The 19,112-nt window shown below is 50.3% G+C and carries 14 protein-coding genes and 1 tRNA gene; 4 read left to right on the top strand and 11 right to left on the bottom strand.

The genetic code is table 11. The features are described from left to right. Positions 1 to 14: 14 nt before the first annotated feature. The 10 genes from bamA to ACIDF8_RS04345 all read right to left on the bottom strand — a co-directional run bounded on the left by bamA (position 15) and on the right by ACIDF8_RS04345 (position 10,005). Positions 15 to 2,285, bottom strand: coding sequence for an outer membrane protein assembly factor BamA (bamA, locus tag ACIDF8_RS04390; protein WP_412009374.1), 2,271 nt, complete (start codon positions 2,283 to 2,285; stop codon positions 15 to 17). Between the two features lie 62 nt (positions 2,286 to 2,347). Continuing rightward, entirely contained in the window at positions 2,348 to 3,712 is a 1,365-nt protein-coding gene (rseP, locus tag ACIDF8_RS04385; RefSeq protein ID WP_412009373.1) for an RIP metalloprotease RseP, read from the bottom strand. Further along, positions 3,709 to 4,917, bottom strand: a complete 1,209-nt coding sequence (gene ispC, locus ACIDF8_RS04380; RefSeq protein WP_412009372.1) for a 1-deoxy-D-xylulose-5-phosphate reductoisomerase — start codon at positions 4,915 to 4,917, stop codon at positions 3,709 to 3,711. The genes rseP and ispC overlap by 4 nt, the downstream gene beginning before the upstream one ends. 9 nt (positions 4,918 to 4,926) lie before the next feature. After that, positions 4,927 to 5,736, bottom strand: a complete 810-nt coding sequence (locus ACIDF8_RS04375) for a phosphatidate cytidylyltransferase (RefSeq protein ID WP_412009371.1) — start codon at positions 5,734 to 5,736, stop codon at positions 4,927 to 4,929. A gap of 36 nt (positions 5,737 to 5,772) precedes the next feature. Then, a complete protein-coding gene (locus ACIDF8_RS04370; protein ID WP_412009370.1) occupies positions 5,773 to 6,531 on the bottom strand; it encodes an isoprenyl transferase in 759 nt (252 codons plus the stop codon). 27 nt (positions 6,532 to 6,558) lie between these two features. Then, positions 6,559 to 7,128: a ribosome recycling factor gene (gene frr, locus ACIDF8_RS04365; RefSeq protein WP_412009369.1), complete on the bottom strand. Its 570-nt coding sequence runs from the start codon at positions 7,126 to 7,128 to the stop codon at positions 6,559 to 6,561. 14 nt (positions 7,129 to 7,142) lie between these two features. Next, entirely contained in the window at positions 7,143 to 7,859 is a 717-nt protein-coding gene (gene pyrH / locus ACIDF8_RS04360) for a UMP kinase (RefSeq protein WP_412009368.1), read from the bottom strand. Positions 7,860 to 7,997: 138 nt separating this feature from the next. Continuing rightward, a complete protein-coding gene (gene tsf / locus ACIDF8_RS04355; protein WP_412009367.1) occupies positions 7,998 to 8,873 on the bottom strand; it encodes a translation elongation factor Ts in 876 nt (291 codons plus the stop codon). Positions 8,874 to 9,017: 144 nt separating this feature from the next. Then, positions 9,018 to 9,764, bottom strand: a complete 747-nt coding sequence (rpsB, locus tag ACIDF8_RS04350; RefSeq protein WP_412009366.1) for a 30S ribosomal protein S2 — start codon at positions 9,762 to 9,764, stop codon at positions 9,018 to 9,020. A gap of 165 nt (positions 9,765 to 9,929) precedes the next feature. After that, positions 9,930 to 10,005: transfer RNA gene (locus tag ACIDF8_RS04345), tRNA-Arg, on the bottom strand. A 141-nt stretch (positions 10,006 to 10,146) separates the two neighbouring features. Here ACIDF8_RS04345 and dhaL point away from each other — a divergent pair. From dhaL to ACIDF8_RS04330, 3 genes are all read left to right on the top strand, one after another. Further along, positions 10,147 to 10,776: a dihydroxyacetone kinase subunit DhaL gene (dhaL, locus tag ACIDF8_RS04340; protein ID WP_412009365.1), complete on the top strand. Its 630-nt coding sequence runs from the start codon at positions 10,147 to 10,149 to the stop codon at positions 10,774 to 10,776. Positions 10,777 to 10,867: 91 nt separating this feature from the next. Next, positions 10,868 to 11,866 (top strand): dihydroxyacetone kinase subunit DhaK, encoded by a 999-nt coding sequence (gene dhaK, locus ACIDF8_RS04335; protein ID WP_412009364.1) that lies wholly within the window; start codon positions 10,868 to 10,870, stop codon positions 11,864 to 11,866. Between the two features lie 272 nt (positions 11,867 to 12,138). Next, a complete protein-coding gene (locus ACIDF8_RS04330; protein ID WP_412009363.1) occupies positions 12,139 to 14,151 on the top strand; it encodes a diguanylate cyclase domain-containing protein in 2,013 nt (670 codons plus the stop codon). Positions 14,152 to 14,191: 40 nt separating this feature from the next. On the opposite strand, the gene glnE is transcribed toward ACIDF8_RS04330, so the two are convergent. Beyond that, the gene (glnE, locus tag ACIDF8_RS04325) at positions 14,192 to 16,909 is read right to left on the bottom strand and encodes a bifunctional [glutamate--ammonia ligase]-adenylyl-L-tyrosine phosphorylase/[glutamate--ammonia-ligase] adenylyltransferase (protein WP_412009362.1); all 2,718 of its coding nucleotides are present in this window, start codon (positions 16,907 to 16,909) and stop codon (positions 14,192 to 14,194) included. A 117-nt stretch (positions 16,910 to 17,026) separates the two neighbouring features. Here glnE and acs point away from each other — a divergent pair, with 117 nt between their 5' ends. Next, positions 17,027 to 19,003: an acetate--CoA ligase gene (gene acs, locus ACIDF8_RS04320; RefSeq protein WP_412009361.1), complete on the top strand. Its 1,977-nt coding sequence runs from the start codon at positions 17,027 to 17,029 to the stop codon at positions 19,001 to 19,003. The last annotated feature ends 109 nt before the right edge of the window (positions 19,004 to 19,112 follow it).

Here is a 19,112-nt window from a genome sequence, read left to right as displayed (position 1 = left end):
TGACATAGCATGCATTAGAACTGCTGCCCAAACTGGAATTGCAGTACTTGTGTGTTGTCATAACTCTTACTGTTCAATGGCTTGGCCAGCACAAGTTTTAATGGACCAAATGGCGAGACCCAAGTCACCCCAGCACCTGTTGAGAAGCGCAAATACTCAGAGTTAATCGGATCATCCTGCCCGTAAACCCCGCCAGCATCCATAAAGACACTCAACCTGAACTGGCTTGACTGCGTAATAAACGGGACCGGGAAGAATAATTCCGCATTGCCTAATACCTCTTTGGTGCCGCCCAGCGCATACGTTGAACCCGACGTTGGATTTAAACCTCTGGGGCCTAATGAGGAGTTCACAAAGCCACGGACACTGTTCACACCACCCAGATAGAAGTTTTTAAAGAAAGGATAGTTTTTGCCACCGTAACTGTTGGCGTAACCTACCTGCCCGTTCAGCATGAACGTAAAGTTATCATTCAACTCTTTATACCAGGCATGCTGGTAAGTGGTTTTGTAATACTGCAAATTCAACCCTGGCACACTGACCTCACCAGAAAGTCTTTGTAGCACACCGCGATGCGGGAAGAGAATATTATCTCTGGAGTCGAAGGTCCAGCTCGCGTTTGCCACTAACGAGTTACTGTCGCAGCCACTGGTATTGCCGCAGAAGTTAATATATTGTATTGGGCTACTACTGCTCAGGCTGACATTGGTAAAGTCGACGGTCAGCCCGGCATTGACAAAGTCTCTTTCAGAGAGCGGCATACCGAAGTTAACACCCAAACCATAAGAACGGCTGCTATAGGTACCGACATTTAACAAGCTACTGTTGGTATTGGCGGTGTTGACATCACGACGGTAAATGTCGAAACCACGACTAATCCCATCCGGCGTGAAGTACGGATTGGTATAGGATAAAGAGTAAGTTTTATTGTAGTTGCTGGTGTTGACCACCAACGCGACGCGGTTACCAGTGCCGAGGAAGTTTGGTTGGTTGACGTTAAAACCAAGGATCACACCACTACTACTGGACAAACCAGCACCGAACTGGACACTACCGGTTGCCTTTTCTGCAACGGTCACATTCATATCCACCTGGTCATTGATACCTGGTACCGAGGGGGTTTCCAGCTCAACGTTATCAAAGAAGTTCAAGCGCTGAATACGTTCTTTTGAACGCTTGATTTTATCGCCAGCATACCATGCAGATTCCAGTTGACGCATCTCACGACGAATGACCGAATCACGTGTACGGGTATTGCCCTGGATGCTGATACGTCTGACATAGACTTTACGGCCAGGATCGACAAAAAAGGTAAATGCAACGGTATGCTCTTGTTTATTGATTTCCGGCACTGCATTCACATTGGCAAACGCGTAGCCTTCTTCGCCCAGCTTATCATTGATATTCTTGCTGGCATCCGTCACTTTTTGGCGGTTGAACACTTCGCCATCTTGAATATTAATCAGTTTGCGCAACTCTTCCTCAGGCAGCAAGGTCTCGCCAGCCAGCTTGGTTTTACTGATATTGTATTTATCACCTTCGGTGATATTGATGGTGATATAAACATCACGCTTGTCTGGCGAAATGGAAACCTGGGTAGAGTCAATTGAAAATTCCAGATAGCCTTGGTTCATATAGAACGAACGTAGTGCTTCCAGATCAGCTGTCAGTTTTTGCTTAGAGTACTGGTCATCCTTGTTCCACCAGCTCATCCAGTTTGGCGTCGTCAGCTGAAAGTTAGAGCGCAGATCTTGTGTGGTAAACAAATGATTACCCACAATATTAATATCGCGGATTTTAGCAGCAGGGCCTTCGGTAATTTCAAAGCGAATGGCTACACGGTTGCGCTCCAGCGGACTCGCAGTGGCTTTGACCTCGGCGCTATATTTGCCTTGTGACAGATACTGGCGTTTGATTTCCTGCTCGGCACGGTCTAATTGCGCTTTATCAAAAATTTGCCCTTCCGCAATCCCGATCTGCTTCAAACCCTCTTTAATTTTATCCGTTTGAAACGATTTGTTACCGCTGAAATCAATTTGTGAAATAGAAGGACGCTCCTGTACGGTCACAACCAATACATCGCCTTCGTTTTCAATACGCACATCCTTGAAAAAACCAGTCGCATAGAGCGATTTAATCGCTTGTGCGGCCTTTTCGTCGCTCATGACATCACCGACCTGCATAGGCAGGTAATTAAATACCGTCCCGGCCTCAGTACGTTGCAAGCCTTCAACACGAATATCGGAAATGACAAATGGTTCTGTGGCGTAAGCGTTGAAATGCATCACTCCCGCTAATAAACCCAACCACAATTTGGAACTTGATTTTATTCTCATTAACTATGCTTTCAACCAATCAGGTAGCGATTAATGTCGTTAAAAAACGCAATTAACATCAACGCGCCCAATATCCCTAAACCCAGTCGCTGGCCAATTGCCAGCACGCGTTCAGGTAGTGGTTCTCCTCGTATCAACTCCGCCATATGATACAACAAATGACCGCCATCCAATACTGGAATCGGCAGCAGATTCATGACCGCAATACTGATACTGAGTAATGCGATAAAACCAATATAGGGTTTCATGCCCATGTCCGCAGACTCGCCAGCGGCATCCGCAATACTGACTGGCCCACTGATCGCCTTGAGGGAAGCCTGGCCAGTGATCATTTTCCCCAGCATTTTGAGCGTAAAAGCAATCGTCTCATGCATTTTCTCAAGCGCCCTGGTTGCTGCCTGCATGACCGTAAAATGCCTAACCACCTGGTATGGCGTTAAATCCACCGCATCCATATCCACTGCCGCACCCAGTCGGCCGATCTTTTGACCGCCTTGCAAAGTCAAGTCAGGCAAAAGCTTGACTGTAAAGGCGGTTTCACCACGTACGTATTCGACTTTTAGCGCTTGCTCCGGGCTGGCACGGACCAGCTTAACGAACTGTTGCCAGTCCGCAATCGGCTTTTGGTTTACTTTTAGAATACGATCCCCGGCTTGCAAACCACTTTTTTCTGCCACAGAGCCAGCGAGCACCTCACCGATCACCGCTGGAACGGTGGGCATGAGGACGCTCAATCCTACTTTTTGCATCACCTCACCGTCTGGCTCGCCCTGTAATTGTTGCAGTGGGAGCTGATGTTGATGCAGTTCACCTTGTGGTGTTCGGGTCACCACGCGCACGGAATGATGTGCAAGCCATTGCTCCAGCATTTGCCACTGCACTTCTTGCCAGGTAGCCACAGATTGCCCGTCCACAGTGACGATCAAATCACCTTGGCGCAACTTGGCAGCGGCAGCCAATGACCCAGGTTCCACCGGACCAATCAATGGCTTCAGGCCGGTCTCCCCTTGCGCAATCAAGCCCCAGTAACAGACGAATGCCAGGATGAGATTCGCCAACGGTCCAGCAAATACAATCCACATTTTGGCTGCAATTGACTGACGGTCAAACGCCTGTGACCAATCCACTTCGGATGAAGCTGGCAATTCAGCGCTTTCACGGCTATCCAGCATTTTGACGTAGCCACCGAGCGGGATCCAGGAAAGTACCCATTCAGTCGCTTTAGGATGGGCTTGAAACCTGAAAATTGGCCGACCAAAGCCAATGGAAAACTTAAGCACTCGCACGCCACAACTGCGGGCTGCCAAATAGTGACCAAACTCATGAATGGTCACCAGCACCCCAATGGCAACAATGAAGGCCCAGACCGAAGTCATATACTGACTGCCTTGCGTAAAGGCGTTGCAGCTTTGCCTTTCAACGCATGTTCGACAAACTGGCGTGCTTGCTGGTCAATCTCGAGTAACTGCTCAATCGAGACCACAGGTGCTACAGGCAAAGCCTGCAAAGTACGTTCAATCAAGCGTGGAATATCCAGATAATGGATCTTTTCCTGTAAAAATGCAGCAACGGCCACTTCATTGGCGGCATTCAGCACTGCAGGGGCAGTCCCGCCTGCGGCTAATGCCTCATAGGCCAGACGCAAACACGGGAAACGTTGTATATCGGGCGCCTCAAACTCCAGCTTGGCAACTTCAATCAAACTCAGTGGTTTAACACCAGAGGCAATGCGGTCCGGGTATCCCAACCCGTATGCAATCGGGGTGCGCATATCCGGATTGCCAAGTTGGGCCAAGATACTGCCATCCACATAAGACACCATAGAATGAATAACGCTTTGCGGATGCACGACCACATCAATCTGGTCAGGACGCGCATCAAATAGCCAGTGCGCCTCAATGACCTCCAACCCTTTATTCATCAGGGTTGAGGAGTCTATCGTAATTTTTGCACCCATCACCCAGTTTGGGTGTTTAAGTGCTAAAGCAGGCGTTACTTCTTGCAACTGTGCCTGCGAATAACGCCGGAATGGACCGCCGGAAGCCGTCAGGATAATCTGGTTTACCCCAACCTCTGACAGTGCGTGATAGCCTTGGCGGGGCATGGCCTGGAAAATTGCGTTATGCTCACTGTCAATCGGCAACAAGGTAGCTTGCCCCTGCTTGACCGCATCCATGAACAATTGGCCGGCCATCACCAGGGTTTCTTTATTTGCCAGCAGAATCTTCTTACCAGCACGTGCAGCCGCCAACGCGGGCAACAATCCGGCAGCCCCGACCACTGCTGCCATCACAATGTTGACGTCTTCATGGGCGGCGACTTCACTAAGGCCATCGACACCGGACAACACCTCGACAGGAAGCTGCTCTGCGGCCAGGCGCTGTTTTAATTGTCGTGCGGCTTCAGCATCCTGCATCACTGCGAATCTTGGCTTAAACTGCGCGCATTGCTGCAACATCATGTCCACGCGACTGTGCGCTGCCAGCGCGAACACACCATAGCGCGCAGGATGCTGGGCGATCACATCCAGCGTCTGCTGCCCGATGGTGCCAGTACTGCCTAATATGGTGACGTATTGCAAATCAACCTCTTAAAATGAATAAGCCTGCAAGCAGAAGTGAAACCAGAACATCAGGCACAGTCCTACCGGTAACGCTGGGACCACGCCATCGACCCGATCCAGCAGTCCACCATGCCCGGGCAAAAACTGCCCGCTATCCTTGAGATTGGCCCTGCGTTTAAAAAAGGACTCAAACAGATCGCCATAGACACCCACAATGGTGATCAGCCACATCCCAGGGAAAATCCAGCCAGTCGCCACCCAACCGCTACCATACAGAATGCCGGCGTAACCTGTCACGGCGGCTAATGCCCCAAGCACACCCTCCCAGGTTTTACCCGGACTGATTGCAGGCGCCAGTTTATGGCGGCCAAACTGCTTGCCCGCAAAATAGGCGGCACTGTCTGCCAGCCAGATGGTGGAAATAATCACCAGCAAAACGTAGGGATTTACGGCTTTTGCGACAACCAAGGCCATCCATAACGACAACATCAGCCCGCCACCTATGCATGCATTGAGAAAGGCCTGTTTAAAAAAAGTATTAAAGTACAACGCGACCGGTACAATCAACAGCCAAAAGACTGTCGCAAGCACGAAGACTGATAGCGATTGGTAAAACAACCAGTGGAATCCCAAATGAACCAGCCCAAACAACAGGATAAGCCCCACCAAGGTTGAAATCGCCAGGTAAACCGTGGTTTGCAATCGGTTAAACTGCAAAAACCCAGCCCATTCTCGCAGGCAAACGAGCGACAATCCCAACATGATCGTGGCCCAGGCAAACAAAGGAAGCCAGAATAATGCTGGCAAAAACAAGCCCAGCAAGACAATGGCAGTCATGATTCTTGTTTTTAGCATATCCTTGTTTTTCGTCTCTTAAGCGTCACTACCATCGACCAGCTGCTCACTGGTACGGCCGAAACGGCGTTCACGTTGACGGTATGAAGAGAGCGCCGCTTCAAAGGCGTCATCATCAAAATCTGGCCACAAGGTGGGCGTAAAATATAACTCCGTATACGCTAACTGCCAGAGTAAAAAGTTACTGATGCGGGTTTCACCCCCGGTGCGGATAAATAAATCCGGCTCTGGCGCATAGGGCATGGAAAGATAAGGCAGCAGATCAGCCTCTTCGATCTGCTTACGCTCGGGTTGCGCCTGCATGAATTGATTCATGGCGTTCACTACATCCCAGCGACCACCGTAATTAACGGCTATGGTCAACACCAGACCGGTATTGGACGCGGTTTTTGCTTCTGCCTCGATCATTTTCTGCTGCAATGCCTGGTTAAAGGCGGCACGATCACCAATCAGTTTCAAAATGACATTGGCTTCATGTAGCTTCTTGACTTCACGGTCCAGGGCCTCCAGAAACAGGCTCATCAGAAAAGTCACTTCCTCCGGCGGGCGGCGCCAATTTTCACTGCTGAACGCAAACAGGGTGAGGTATTTGATTTCGAGCCGGACGCAGGCCTTGACCATGGCACGTACAGACTCCAGGCCACGTTGGTGCCCAGCAACACGCGGCAAAAAGCGTTTTTTAGCCCAGCGGCCATTGCCATCCATGATGACAGCGACATGCTGAGGCACTTCCTGAACCGGCGGGACTTCTTTGGTAGAGCTGGAGAAAAAACCCAAAACTGTTTCCGTTCGCGCAAACAGCTGTTAAACAGCCATCAGGTCCGCTTCTTTTTGTTGTAGGATTTTATCGACTTCGGCCACTGCCTTGTCTGTCATTTTTTGCACTTCATCCTGCGCACGGCGCTCATCATCTTCAGAGATGGCTTTGTCTTTAATCAGCTTTTTCAGCGCATCGTTGGCATCACGGCGTACATTACGGATCGCCACTTTGGCTCCTTCGCCTTCCTGGCGCACAATCTTGGCCAGGTCACGGCGACGCTCTTCGGTCAACATTGGCATTGGTACGCGAATCAAGTCGCCATTGGTGGCCGGGTTCAGGCCAAGATCAGAATCACGGATCGCTTTTTCTACCTTGGCAATCATATTCTTCTCATAAGGTTGCACATTCAGGGTGCGGGCATCGCCCAAATTGATATTCGCCACTTGGTTAACAGCCACCATAGAGCCGTAATACTCAACCATCACATGATCCAGCAAGCCGGTATGCGCACGGCCAGTACGGATTTTCGCCAGATCGACCTTCAGGGCCTCCAGCGATTTGTGCATTTTCTGCTCTGCAGATTTCTTGATATCTTCAACCATTTGCTTCTCCAATCAACACGCGTGGCTTAAGCCATCACGCGTGTGCCTTCATTTTCACCCAGGATGACACGCTTCAAGGCGCCTTCTTTAAAGATACTAAATACCGCAATCGGCATTTTCTGATCTCGGCACAAGGTGAATGCAGTCGCATCCATCACCTTCAGGTTTTTATTGATCGCCTCGTCGTAGGTCACCATATCATACCGCGTTGCTGTTGGATCTTTTTTCGGATCTGCCGTGTAAATGCCATCTACCTTGGTCGCCTTCAATACGATTTCGGCATCAATCTCGACACCACGCAAAGCCGCAGCCGTATCTGTGGTAAAAAACGGATTGCCGGTACCGGCACCAAAAATCACGACTTTGCCTTCTTCGAGATAACGAATTGCTTTACCACGGATATAAGGCTCGGCCACTGCTTCGATATTCAGTGCACTCTGCACCCGTGCAGCCACACCTGCATGCTTCATGGCATCTTGTAACGCCATCGCATTCATCACGGTTGCCAGCATGCCCATATAATCAGCTGTGGCACGATCCATGCCTTCAGCCGCAGGCGCAACACCGCGGAAAATATTGCCGCCACCGATGACCACACCAACTTGCACGCCCATATTGACGACTTCTTTTACCTGCGCAACGATAGCAGTCACTGTTTCGCGATTAATCCCATATGCGTCATCGCCCATCAGCGCCTCACCTGACAACTTGAGCAAAATGCGCTTGAAAACAGGTTGTGCCATGATTAATTTCCCAAACTCAAAAATGTGCCTATTTAATCACAAAAACGTCATTTTTTGGGCGTTCCTGCCCAGGATTGCGCATAAAAAAAGTGGAATCCTAGGATTCCACTTTTTGCAATCAACCCGATAAAAGACTAATTATACTTTAGCTGCCGCAGCAACTTCAGCCGCATAATCCACCACCGCTTTTTCAATGCCTTCACCTACAATGTACATGCTGAAAGAAGCCACGCTGGCACCTTTGGATTTCAACAATTGCTCAATGCTCAGCTTGTCATCTTTCACAAAGGCTTGGCTGAGCAAAGTCACTTCTTTCAAGAACTTCTGCACAGTGCCTTCGGCAATTTTTTCCAACATTGCTTCTGGTTTGCCAGCTTCTTTCGCTTTTTCAATCGCTACACGACGCTCAGCTTCGATCAAAGCTGCGTCTACGCCGCTCGCATCCAAAGATTTTGGTTTGGCGGCAGCAATATGCATCGCAATGTCTTTACCCAATGCTTCATCACCACCCACCAAGTCCACCAGCACACCGATTTTGCTACCGTGCACATAGCTGAACAATTGGCCTTGTGCTTGTGTACGCACAAAACGACGTGGGGTAATGTTTTCACCAATTTTACCAACCAGTTGCGCACGTACAGACTCGGCTGTTTCACCACGCAATGGCAAAGCGCCTACGGCTTCAATATCCGCAGGGTTGTTTTCGTTCACAGTTTGTGCCAATTCATTCACAAACTTGAGGAACTCTTCGTTCTTGGCACAGAAGTCGGTTTCAGAGTTCACTTCGATCAAAGTACCCAACTTACCATCAGCAGCGATGCTGATACCCACAGTGCCTTCAGCAGCCACACGGCCTGCCGCCTTGCTTGCCTTGTTACCAAAGCGCACACGCAGGATTTCTTCTGCACGGGCCATGTCGCCTTCAGCCTCAGTCAACGCTTTTTTACAGTCCATCATTGGGGCATCGGTGCGCTCACGTAAGTCTTTCACCATGCTTGCGGTAATTTCAGCCATTTATTTGCTCCTTTTGTTCAATAACCTAGGACGGTTATCGTAAATATTTTTTCAATATACAGGGGCTGTGTGACAGCCAGATTGCGCGTCCGCTTAGACGCAATAGAAAAAGGGGCGATGCGCCCCTTTTCTCGCTACCAGGAATTACTCCGCAACTGCCTCAGCAGCAGGAGCAACTTCTTCTTGAGCAGCTTTCACGATTTCAGAAATCGCGTTTGCACGGCCTTCCAACACGGCATCAGCCATGCCACGCGCGTACAAGCGGATTGCGCGTGAAGAGTCATCGTTACCAGGGATCACATAAGTGATGCCGTCTGGTGAGTTATTGGTATCAACGATACCAATCACAGGGATACCCAGTTTACGTGCTTCAGTCACAGCACCGCTTTCATGGCCCACGTCGATCACAAAAATCGCATCTGGCAAGCCACCCATCTCTTTAATACCACCGATGGAACGCTCGAGTTTTTCGATTTCACGCTTGATGCCCAACGCTTCTTTTTTGCCGAACTTGTCGATGCTGCCATCAATCATCATGGCTTCAAAGTCTTGCAAACGCTTGATAGATTGCTTAACGGTTTTGAAGTTAGTCAGCATACCACCCAACCAACGATGGTTCACGTATGCACAACCCGCGCGCTGCGCTTCTTCTTTTACGATGTCACGGGCTTGACGCTTGGTGCCCACGAACAGAATACGGCCTTTATTGGCTGCCAAAGTACGCACATACTTTTGCGCTTCTTCGAACAGTGGCAGGGTTTTTTCCAGGTTAACAATATGAATTTTGTTACGATCGCCAAAAATGAACTCTGCCATTTTTGGGTTCCAGTAACGGGTTTGGTGGCCAAAGTGAACACCAGCCTCCAACATTTGACGCATAGTCACGGACATAATTTTATCTTTCCATTCAAAGGGTTATTCATAAACTTGTAATCAAAAACACCGTATTTAACGGCACCCAATGTGATTGCAAGCAAGGGTTTGACGAAAAAGTCAATCCAAAATTATAGCGCTTAATTCGAATACTATCAAGCACTTAAGCATTTTCAGCTAAGCTGGCGTCCCCGTCAGGACTCGAACCTGAAACTAGCCCTTAGGAGGGGCTGGTGATATCCTGTTTCACCACGAGGACAGCGGCGCTATTTTAAACGCTTGTCTGCAAAACGACTACCCTGTTATTCAAAATCACTGACGCCTCCGCCAGCCAGCTTGCCGAGCCCGATAGCTGTGAGTAACATGCACCTTCAGACTTTCTCACTGACAGACAAAGATTATGGATACTCACTCTATCAATCGTTATGCCTCGGCGATACGCGAGGCAATTGTTGCGCATGAAGCGGATATCGAATGCCTGGACCGCGAAATTGGCGATGGCGACCACTACATTAATATGAAGCGTGGCTGTGAAGCGATTGCAGGCCTGGCAAGCGAGCTCAATGGCCTAGATGCTCCTGATGCGCTGAATAAAATTGGCATGAAATTGCTGAGCACCATAGGCGGGGCATCCGGGCCGCTATTTGCAAGCTTCTTTATGGCCATGGGCAAATCGCTTAAAACCAGTGAAACAATCAGCATCAATGACCTTGCCATCGCATTTGACGCTGGGGTACAGGCCATTATGCAGCGGGGAAAAGCCCAAGCCGGTGAAAAAACCATGCTGGATGTGTTGGTCCCAGTCGCCCAGACCTTTAAGCACATGGCAGAACAAGGCCAGACCCGTCCGGAAATTGCAGCCTCTCTAAAAAAGACAGCCAGTGAAGGTCTGGAGTCCACACGCAATATGCTAGCCACCAAAGGTCGCGCGGCTGGGCTGGGCGAGCGCGCCATTGGTCATCTCGATGCGGGTGCAAAAAGCTGCCAGGTCATGATTCATGCAGTGTGCGACCTCGTGCTTGCCGGCTAAGGGCATTGCTGAGCAAGCTGCCCCCTCTAAGCACACTGGGCGTCAGGCTTAGGTTAGCCAGTTATACACAGTTTTAATGACGGAGCGAACAATGAAAAAATTTATCAACCAGGTTGACCAGATGCTGACTGAAAGCCTCGCAGGCTTTGCCAGCGCACATCATGAACTGCTCGAAGTACAGTTTGAACCGACCTTCGTCAGCCGAAAGCAGAAAGCTCAAAACAAAGTCGCCCTGATTTCTGGCGGCGGCTCTGGTCATGAACCCTTGCACGCGGGTTATGTCGGCAGTGGCATGCTTGATGCAGCCTGCCCTGGCCAAGTATTCACTTCACCCACCCCAGACCAGATGCTGGCTGCCGCTGAAGCGGTGCATGCGGGTAAAGGCGTGCTGTTTATCGTCAAAAATTATGCAGGCGATGTGATGAACTTTGAAATGGCGGCTGAAATGCTGCCATTTGAACATGCTACGGTGTTAACTTCAGATGACTGCGCCGTTGTAAACAGCACGCACACCTCTGGCCGCCGCGGCGTGGCCGGCACCGTCATTGTCGAAAAATGCGTCGGCAGCCTGGCTGAAAGTGGCGCGGATCTTGCCGCTTGCAAAGCACTCGGCGATAAAATCAATTTGCGCACTTCTAGCATCGGCGTCGCTCTCACCAGTTGTACCGTCCCTGCGGCTGGCAGACCAACCTTTGATATCACTGACACAGAGATTGAAATGGGCGTAGGTATCCATGGCGAACCAGGCCGCCGCCGCGAAGCCATGCGTGAGGCTGACGCCATCGTCACCGACATGGTCGCCGCAATTGTGCATGATATTCAAGCCAAACAGCTCCCCGAAAAAGGCGATATCCTGTTGTTGGTAAACGGCCTGGGCGCCACTCCGCTGATGGAGTTGTATCTGATTTACCATACGGCCGCGAAGCAACTGTCGGACCATGGCTACACCATTGCACGCAGTCTGGTAGGAAACTATACGACGGCGATCGATATGGCCGGTGCCTCGCTGACAGTTTGCCTGCTGGATGAGGAAATCTTGCAGCACTGGGACAGCCCCGTGCATACGGCTGGCTTGCGCTGGGGCTGCTAACGGCCTCATGCGCCGCCTCAATAGCGCATGGCAAACATCATCACTTTATTTTTAATCATCACTTAAGCGCATGTTGTGATTGCTTCCAACTTGCAGCAGGTGTATGTTAATCCCAGCACTGTGAATCCACTGGTCAATAAGCGGTGGAAATAAAAATAAACAATAGCAACAAATAGAGTGATGATGCACAACGGCAATAAACTAGCGGTCATTTTTCTGAATTTGCATTCAGCCTGGGCATTATTTTTTAGCAACGCTACCGGGCTATCGTCATGAAGCGCCTGCTTAATTACAAACAATCCTTGACCCTGGATGTCATGTTGCAGATGGCGCTGAGAGTCAGCATCGTCATTATTGTTGTCAGCGCGCTCACTTACTGGCACATCTACAAAACCCTGGTTGCATCTACCATTGATGGCCTGGAGCATTACATCCAGGAACGTGGTCAACGTGAGAGCGCAGTCTTTCAGCTGGCCGAGTCCAACCACCAGATTTTCAAATCCACCTTTCTGGCACATTGGAAACAAGATTTTTTCTACAATGACCGCTTCTTTTGGCAAGTGTTTAAACGCATGCCAGACCAGACCATCCATTTGCAAAAAAAAGCCTATGACGGCTTTTATAATCAATCAGGCCTGATCAGCAAAGATGTCACCGCCTATATTGGTGCCAAGGCACCGCTCGCTGACAGCGATTTCAGAAAAAAACTGCTGTTATCTTATGTCATGGTTGACCACTTCGGCACCGCCTGGACCCGGCAGTTCGCCAACCTGTATGTCTCCATGCCTGAAAATGTCAATATCGTGTACTGGCCAGGCAAACGTTGGGCGGATAATGCCAGCAGCAAGCTGAATGTCCTCACCGAAGAGTGGGTATATATCACCACCCGTCAGCGCAATCCAGGCCGTAAAAGTGTATGGACGGGTCTTTACTTTGATCCCACAGCCAATGAATGGATGGTGTCACTAGAGACACCGATTGATATTTCAGAGAAGAATACCCTCAATGTCGGCCATGACATTTTACTCAACGCCTTGTTTGACCGTGTCTTTAAAGACCACCTGTCAGGCACCTACAACTTTATCTTCCGCGAAGATGGCCGTTTGATTGCGCATCCGGCTAAAGTCACTGAAATGAACCGTGCACACGGCATGCTGATGATTCCGGATTTAAAAGATGCCTATTTAAATGCGCAGTTTCAGGCACTCGGCCAACATATCAAAACCAATCAGGACACTGATTTTATTATTGAGGGCGATGATGCGTTTTTAGCAGCGACAAAAATTGAAGGCCCAGGCTGGTGGTTTGTGACGGTCTACCCCAAAACCTTGCTCTCATCCCCTTCCATGAATGCCGCCAGATTTATCCTGATTGTCAGCCTGTTGGCACTCGTCATCGAGCTGATCATGCTATACCTGGTGATGAAGAAAAAAGTCATTCAGCCACTGGAGGCGTTTATGGCGGCATCCAATGCAATTGAAGAACAGCAATATGAAAAAATTACGCATCACACGTTGCCGCTGCCATTTAAGCTGGAAAACGAAATCGGCAAACTGGCCAGGATGTTTAAAAGCATGTCTGGCAGCTTGCAGCAATACCGCAACGAGATGCAGCGCCTGAATCACTCACTGGAAGACCAGGTAAAAGTGAGAACGCGGGAATTGCAGCGCGCTAAAGACAAAGCGGAAAAAGAAGCGACCATAGATAGCCTGACGCAGATCCCCAACCGCCACTCGTTTTATAACCGTGCCAAAGCCATTCTGCAGCAGGCAGACCATGCCGGGGAGCCTCTATGCTTTTTGATGCTGGATATTGATTTCTTTAAAGTCATCAATGACTCTTACGGCCATCCGCAAGGCGATTTAGTCCTGATTGCCTGCTCACGGGCCATTGAAAACACCATACGTGACAAAGATTTGCTAGGCAGACTGGGCGGGGAAGAATTCGCGGTAGTATTACCCGCCACGACGCCGGAAGAAGCCCGTGTGATTGCTGAGCGCATCCGCACCTCCATCGCTGAACTACGCTTCTTTACACCGCAAGGCGGGCATGAATTCAGCACCACCATTAGCATTGGCATTTCTTGCGCAAAAGAGACCATCTATGCGTATGAACTGCTGTATAAGCATGCAGACCTGGCCCTCTACCAAGCCAAACAAACCGGGCGTAACCGCGTCATCTGCTATAACAGCCAATGGCAACCAGCCACAGATGAGCAAGCCAATAACGAGCAAACAAAGGACCAGCTAACCAAGAATCAACAAGCATGGAACAGTGGTGAATAATTGGATAGTGATAGTGGTAAATAAAAGATAGCTTAGTCGGTTAGCCTAATAACTGTTGCCAAAGCCTCTTAACCGCAGTCCGCTGAGGCAACAATTCAGTATCGTCGACGATGGCTTCCTGTCCTTGCAATTTGGTGTGATGGATCAGTGTGCGGTATTCGCGGTAAGCCGCCGCCACTTGCTCGGCCAAGTCTGCAGAAGCAATCATCCCCAAACTCGCACAGCGCTCCAGCAAGCCGATATTGCCAATATTATCAGCCAGTTCAGGATAGGCGGGGCCGTGTAACAACACCAGATACTGCACCATAAACTCGACATCAATAATGCCACCAGGCCCTTGTTTGATATCGAAGCGGCCCGCCTTGGGCTTATGTGCTACGCGCATTTTTTCACGCATCTGCACGATGTCGTGCTTAAGCTGGCTGGCATCGCGGCTTTGATGGATGATTTCCCGCCGCACTTGCTCAAATACCGCGCCAATCTCGGCACTGCCCGCCACAAACCGCGCACGCGTCAAGGCTTGATGCTCCCATACCCAGGCTTTATGCTGCTGATAGTCCCTGAAAGCCTGCACGCTACTGACCAATAAACCGCTATTGCCATCCGGGCGCAACTGCAAGTCAGTCTCGTAGAGCAAACCAGCATTGGTCAATGTGTTAAACCAGGTATTCAGGCGCTGGGCAAAGCGCGCATAGACTTCCGGGGCCTGCTCTGCCGTATCGTCATACAGAAAAATAATATCCAGATCAGAGAGATAGCCTAGTTCCTTGCCACCCAACTTGCCGTATCCAATCACGGCAAACTGTGGCTCTTGGCGGTGCTTAATCGCCAGGTTTTGCCACACGGTTTGCAAGCTGACTTGCAGGATCAGGTCAGCCAGCGCACTCAAGTCATCCGAAATTGCTTCCAGCGACAGCGCCGTCATGACATCCTGGGCAGCAATCTTAAGCACACTGGCATGCTTGAAATGCCGTATGGCATCCATTTGTGCTTCGACATCACCCTGCAATGCTTGCATCTGTTTCATCAGCTCAGCTTTGAGCTGCTTCGCATCCAGACGCTTGAACAAGGTCTGCTTATTGAGCAATTCATCCAGCAAAATAGGATGCGCAGAAACATACTGGGCAATCCACGGGCTGGCCGCACACAACTTGACAACCAGAGACAGCGCATCCGGAAACTCCGCCAGCAAGGCCAGGTAGCTGGCGCGGCGGCAAATACTCTCCAATAAATCCAGCGTGCGAATCAGCGCAGTATCTGGGGTGGTGCTTTGCTGCTGTGCGGCTTCCCGCAACAGCAAGGGCATGAGCTGATCCAGGCGCCGTCGGCTTTGCTCTGGCAATTGCTGGATGCGCTGGCTGTTCCGGGTTTGCTGCAGCAAATGCACGATATCGCACCCACGGGTATAGCCTTGCGCAGACAACCATTGCTCACTGTCAATGGCACTCAGCGTCCCTTGCCAAAGAGCGGTTTCCTGTTGCAAATCCTGCTGCTGTTCATCTTTAAAGGTTGCGTCAAAAAAACGTTGCACCCGGTCTCTATGCATATTGAGCTCGGCGATAAAGCTGGTCCAGTCAGCGTGTTTGAGCATACGCAGCAGATAATTACGGTAAGTCTCAGATGCGGGCAAATCCTGGGTTTGCTGGTCATCGATATACATCAGGCGGTGCTCAAGGTTGCGCAGATAAATATAACTCTGCTTGAGCGCAGCGACATCTTCCAAGGGCAACATGTGACGCTCGGCCAGACAATCCAAAACCGCCAGCGTTGGCTTGATTTGTAAATCCGGGACTTGGCCGCCCCGGATTAACTGGAACAACTGCGCAATAAACTCCACCTCGCGGATGCCGCCGCGGCCCAGCTTAATGTTGTCTGAGAGTTTACGTTGCACCACATCGCGTTGTATTTGCAACTTGAGGTCGCGCATGGAGGCATAGGCATTAAAATCCAAATACTTGCGGAACACAAACGGCTTGATCAGTTTGGTCAGCGCCGCTTCTGGGCCATGGACGACCCGGCCTTTAATCCAGGCGTAACGCTCCCACTCACGGCCATAATTCTGATAGTAATCCTCTAGCGCATCGAGGTTGCAGACCAATGCCCCTTCTGAGCCAAAAGGCCGCAAACGCATATCGACGCGGAAGACAAACCCTTCTGCTGTGACCTCATCCAGCGCAACAATGACCTTTTTACCTAAACGCGTAAAAAAATCTTGGTTGCTGATCGACTTTTCCCCATCGGTACAACCTTCTTCTTCATACGCAAAAATCAGGTCTATGTCAGAAGAAACATTCAACTCCCGTCCGCCCAGTTTGCCCATCCCAACCACAATCAATTGCTGCGCCTCACCGTGAGCCGAGCGTGGTTCCCCATACATGTTAGCAAGGCGTGCGTGGTAGAAAGATGCCGCGGCTGCGATGGCAGACTCTGCCAGCGCGCTTGTGGTTTCGACGACTTCCGCAAAATCCGCCAGGCCATTCAGGTCACGGACGATCAAATGCGCTAACAAACGCTGACGGATCAGCCGGATTTGTTGCAGAAAAACAGATTCTTCACTATTTTTTTCAATTAAAAACAGACTTTCAACATCCTGAGTCTTATATGTCTTATATAAGTTATCTAACAGATCAGTTATAAAATCTGAATGTTTTGTAACGAATCTGGCAAAAAAAGGGCTACAAGCTGCCGCATGCAGCAAATAGGCGGCCTCTGTAGACGCGACCTGCTTTTCTGTTAGAATTTGGGCAAGCTGTTGCATGGGCTGAGGCTCTAGTAACGGATGTGTGCTCGGAGAGTTTGTCAATCAGAACCAAAATAATAACACCTGAGGTTCGCTCACACTTTCATTTTTTGACATTGATTTTTGGGGGACGCTATGTCTATCGAATCTGTACTTCATGAACACCGCGTATTTGCGCCGGGCAAGGACTTTTCCAGCCAGGCCGCAATCGGTAGCATGGAGCAATACCAACGCCTGTGCCAGGAAGCGGCGCAAGATTATGAAGGATTCTGGGCCAAACTGGCACGCGAGTTATTGATCTGGCACAAGCCGTTTACCAAGACGCTGAATCAGGATAACGCCCCTTTTTACAAGTGGTTTGAAGATGGCGAGCTGAATGTTTCTGCAAACTGCCTGGACAAACACCTGCAAACCATCCCGAATAAAACAGCCATTATTTTTGAGGCTGATAACGGCGATGTCCGCACAGTCACCTATCAGGAACTCTATCATCAGGTGTGCCAGTTTGCGAATGGCTTAAAATCGCTCAATCTGACCAAAGGCGACCGCGTCATTATCTACCTGCCGATGGGCGTAGAAGCCATTGTTGCCATGCAGGCCTGTGCACGCCTGGGCATTATCCACTCGGTGGTGTTTGGTGGTTTTTCAGCCAAGAGCTTGAATGAGCGCATTATCGACGCCGGTGCAGTGGCGGTGATTACTTCAGATGGTCAATACCGTGGCGGTAAAACCCTGCCGCTCAAGCAAGCGGTGGATGAAGGCATTGCCATGGGCGGCTGTGACAGTATCCGCCATATGGTCGTGTTCAAGAAAACCGGCATGGAAGTGGCTTGGGACAACAAATGTGTCTGGTGGCATGACCTGATTGCGGGTCAGGCCGACACTTGCGAACCCGTCATGGTGGAAGCTGAACATCCACTTTTCCTGCTCTACACCTCAGGCTCTACCGGCAAACCTAAAGGCGTACAACATAGCTCGGCAGGTTACCTGCTGCATGCGATGAACACCATGCGCTGGACCTTTGATATCAAACCGGAGGATATTTACTGGTGTACGGCCGATGTGGGCTGGATCACCGGTCATAGCTATGTGACTTATGGCCCGCTCGCCATGGGGGCAACACAAATCGTATTTGAAGGCATCCCAACCTACCCGAATGCGGGGCGCTTCTGGGAAATGATCCAGCGTCACAAAGTCAGCGTGTTTTATACCGCGCCTACGGCGATCCGTTCATTGATTAAAGCCGGTGAGACCGATTTTACGACCCATCCCAACCACTTTGATTTAGCGAGCTTGCGCTTATTGGGCACAGTGGGTGAGCCAATCAACCCTGAAGCCTGGATGTGGTATTACGAACAAGTAGGCGGCAACCGCTGCCCGATTGTGGATACCTTCTGGCAAACCGAAACCGGCGGCCACGTGATTACGCCACTGCCAGGCGCGACCCCACTGGTGCCAGGCTCTTGCACCCTGCCCTTCCCCGGCATTGATATTGACGTGGTTGACGAAACTGGTAAAGAAATTGGCTGGGGCAATGGTGGCCTGCTGGTGATCAAAAAACCTTGGCCTTCCATGATACGTACCATTTATAACGACCCAGAACGCTACAAAGCCAGTTATTTCCCAGCTGAGTTGGGCGGAAACCTCTACCTGGCGGGTGATGGCGCCGTGCGTGATGCCGATACCGGCAACTTCACCATCATGGGCCGGATTGACGATGTTCTGAACGTGTCCGGGCACCGTCTGGGTACTATGGAAATCGAGTCTGCCCTGGTTGCCAACCACCTGGTCGCCGAGTCAGCGGTCGTTGGCAAACCGCATCCGATCAAGGGTGAGTCTGTCGTGGCTTATGTGGTGCTGAAAGGCAAGCGCCCTGAAGGCGAAGAAGCCAAGAAAATCGTGGCTGAATTGCGTGACTGGGTGGGTAAAGAAATTGGCCCGATTGCCAAGCCTGATGAAATCCGTTTTGGTGACAACCTGCCCAAGACACGTTCCGGCAAGATCATGCGCCGTTTATTGCGTAGCCTGGCCAAAGGGGAAGAGATTACCTCTGATATTTCGACCCTGGATAATCCGGCCATCCTCGAGCAGTTGAAACAGGCCGTTAATTGACCTTGTACTGACGATGGAAGGGTTGATTATCCTGATTATTTTCGCCGCTGTGGCTATTTTCCTCATGCGAAAATAATCCGGCCAAGTTGTTGATTAGGTTAAAATAGCG

It is taken from the genome of Methylophilus sp. 3sh_L (assembly GCF_046766015.1).
Taxonomy (GTDB): domain Bacteria; phylum Pseudomonadota; class Gammaproteobacteria; order Burkholderiales; family Methylophilaceae; genus Methylophilus.
This window is presented reverse-complemented; position numbering and strand designations above follow the sequence as displayed.

Coding starts and splice junctions, on each gene's coding strand:
- bamA (WP_412009374.1), bottom strand. CDS start 2,285: ATGCATTTCAACGCTTACGCCACAGAACCATTTGTCATTTCCGATATT.
- rseP (WP_412009373.1), bottom strand. CDS start 3,712: ATGACTTCGGTCTGGGCCTTCATTGTTGCCATTGGGGTGCTGGTGACC.
- ACIDF8_RS04375 (WP_412009371.1), bottom strand. CDS start 5,736: ATGACTGCCATTGTCTTGCTGGGCTTGTTTTTGCCAGCATTATTCTGG.
- pyrH (WP_412009368.1), bottom strand. CDS start 7,859: ATGGCACAACCTGTTTTCAAGCGCATTTTGCTCAAGTTGTCAGGTGAG.
- tsf (WP_412009367.1), bottom strand. CDS start 8,873: ATGGCTGAAATTACCGCAAGCATGGTGAAAGACTTACGTGAGCGCACC.
- rpsB (WP_412009366.1), bottom strand. CDS start 9,764: ATGTCCGTGACTATGCGTCAAATGTTGGAGGCTGGTGTTCACTTTGGC.
- dhaL (WP_412009365.1), top strand. CDS start 10,147: ATGGATACTCACTCTATCAATCGTTATGCCTCGGCGATACGCGAGGCA.
- dhaK (WP_412009364.1), top strand. CDS start 10,868: ATGAAAAAATTTATCAACCAGGTTGACCAGATGCTGACTGAAAGCCTC.
- ACIDF8_RS04330 (WP_412009363.1), top strand. CDS start 12,139: ATGAAGCGCCTGCTTAATTACAAACAATCCTTGACCCTGGATGTCATG.
- glnE (WP_412009362.1), bottom strand. CDS start 16,909: ATGCAACAGCTTGCCCAAATTCTAACAGAAAAGCAGGTCGCGTCTACA.
- acs (WP_412009361.1), top strand. CDS start 17,027: ATGTCTATCGAATCTGTACTTCATGAACACCGCGTATTTGCGCCGGGC.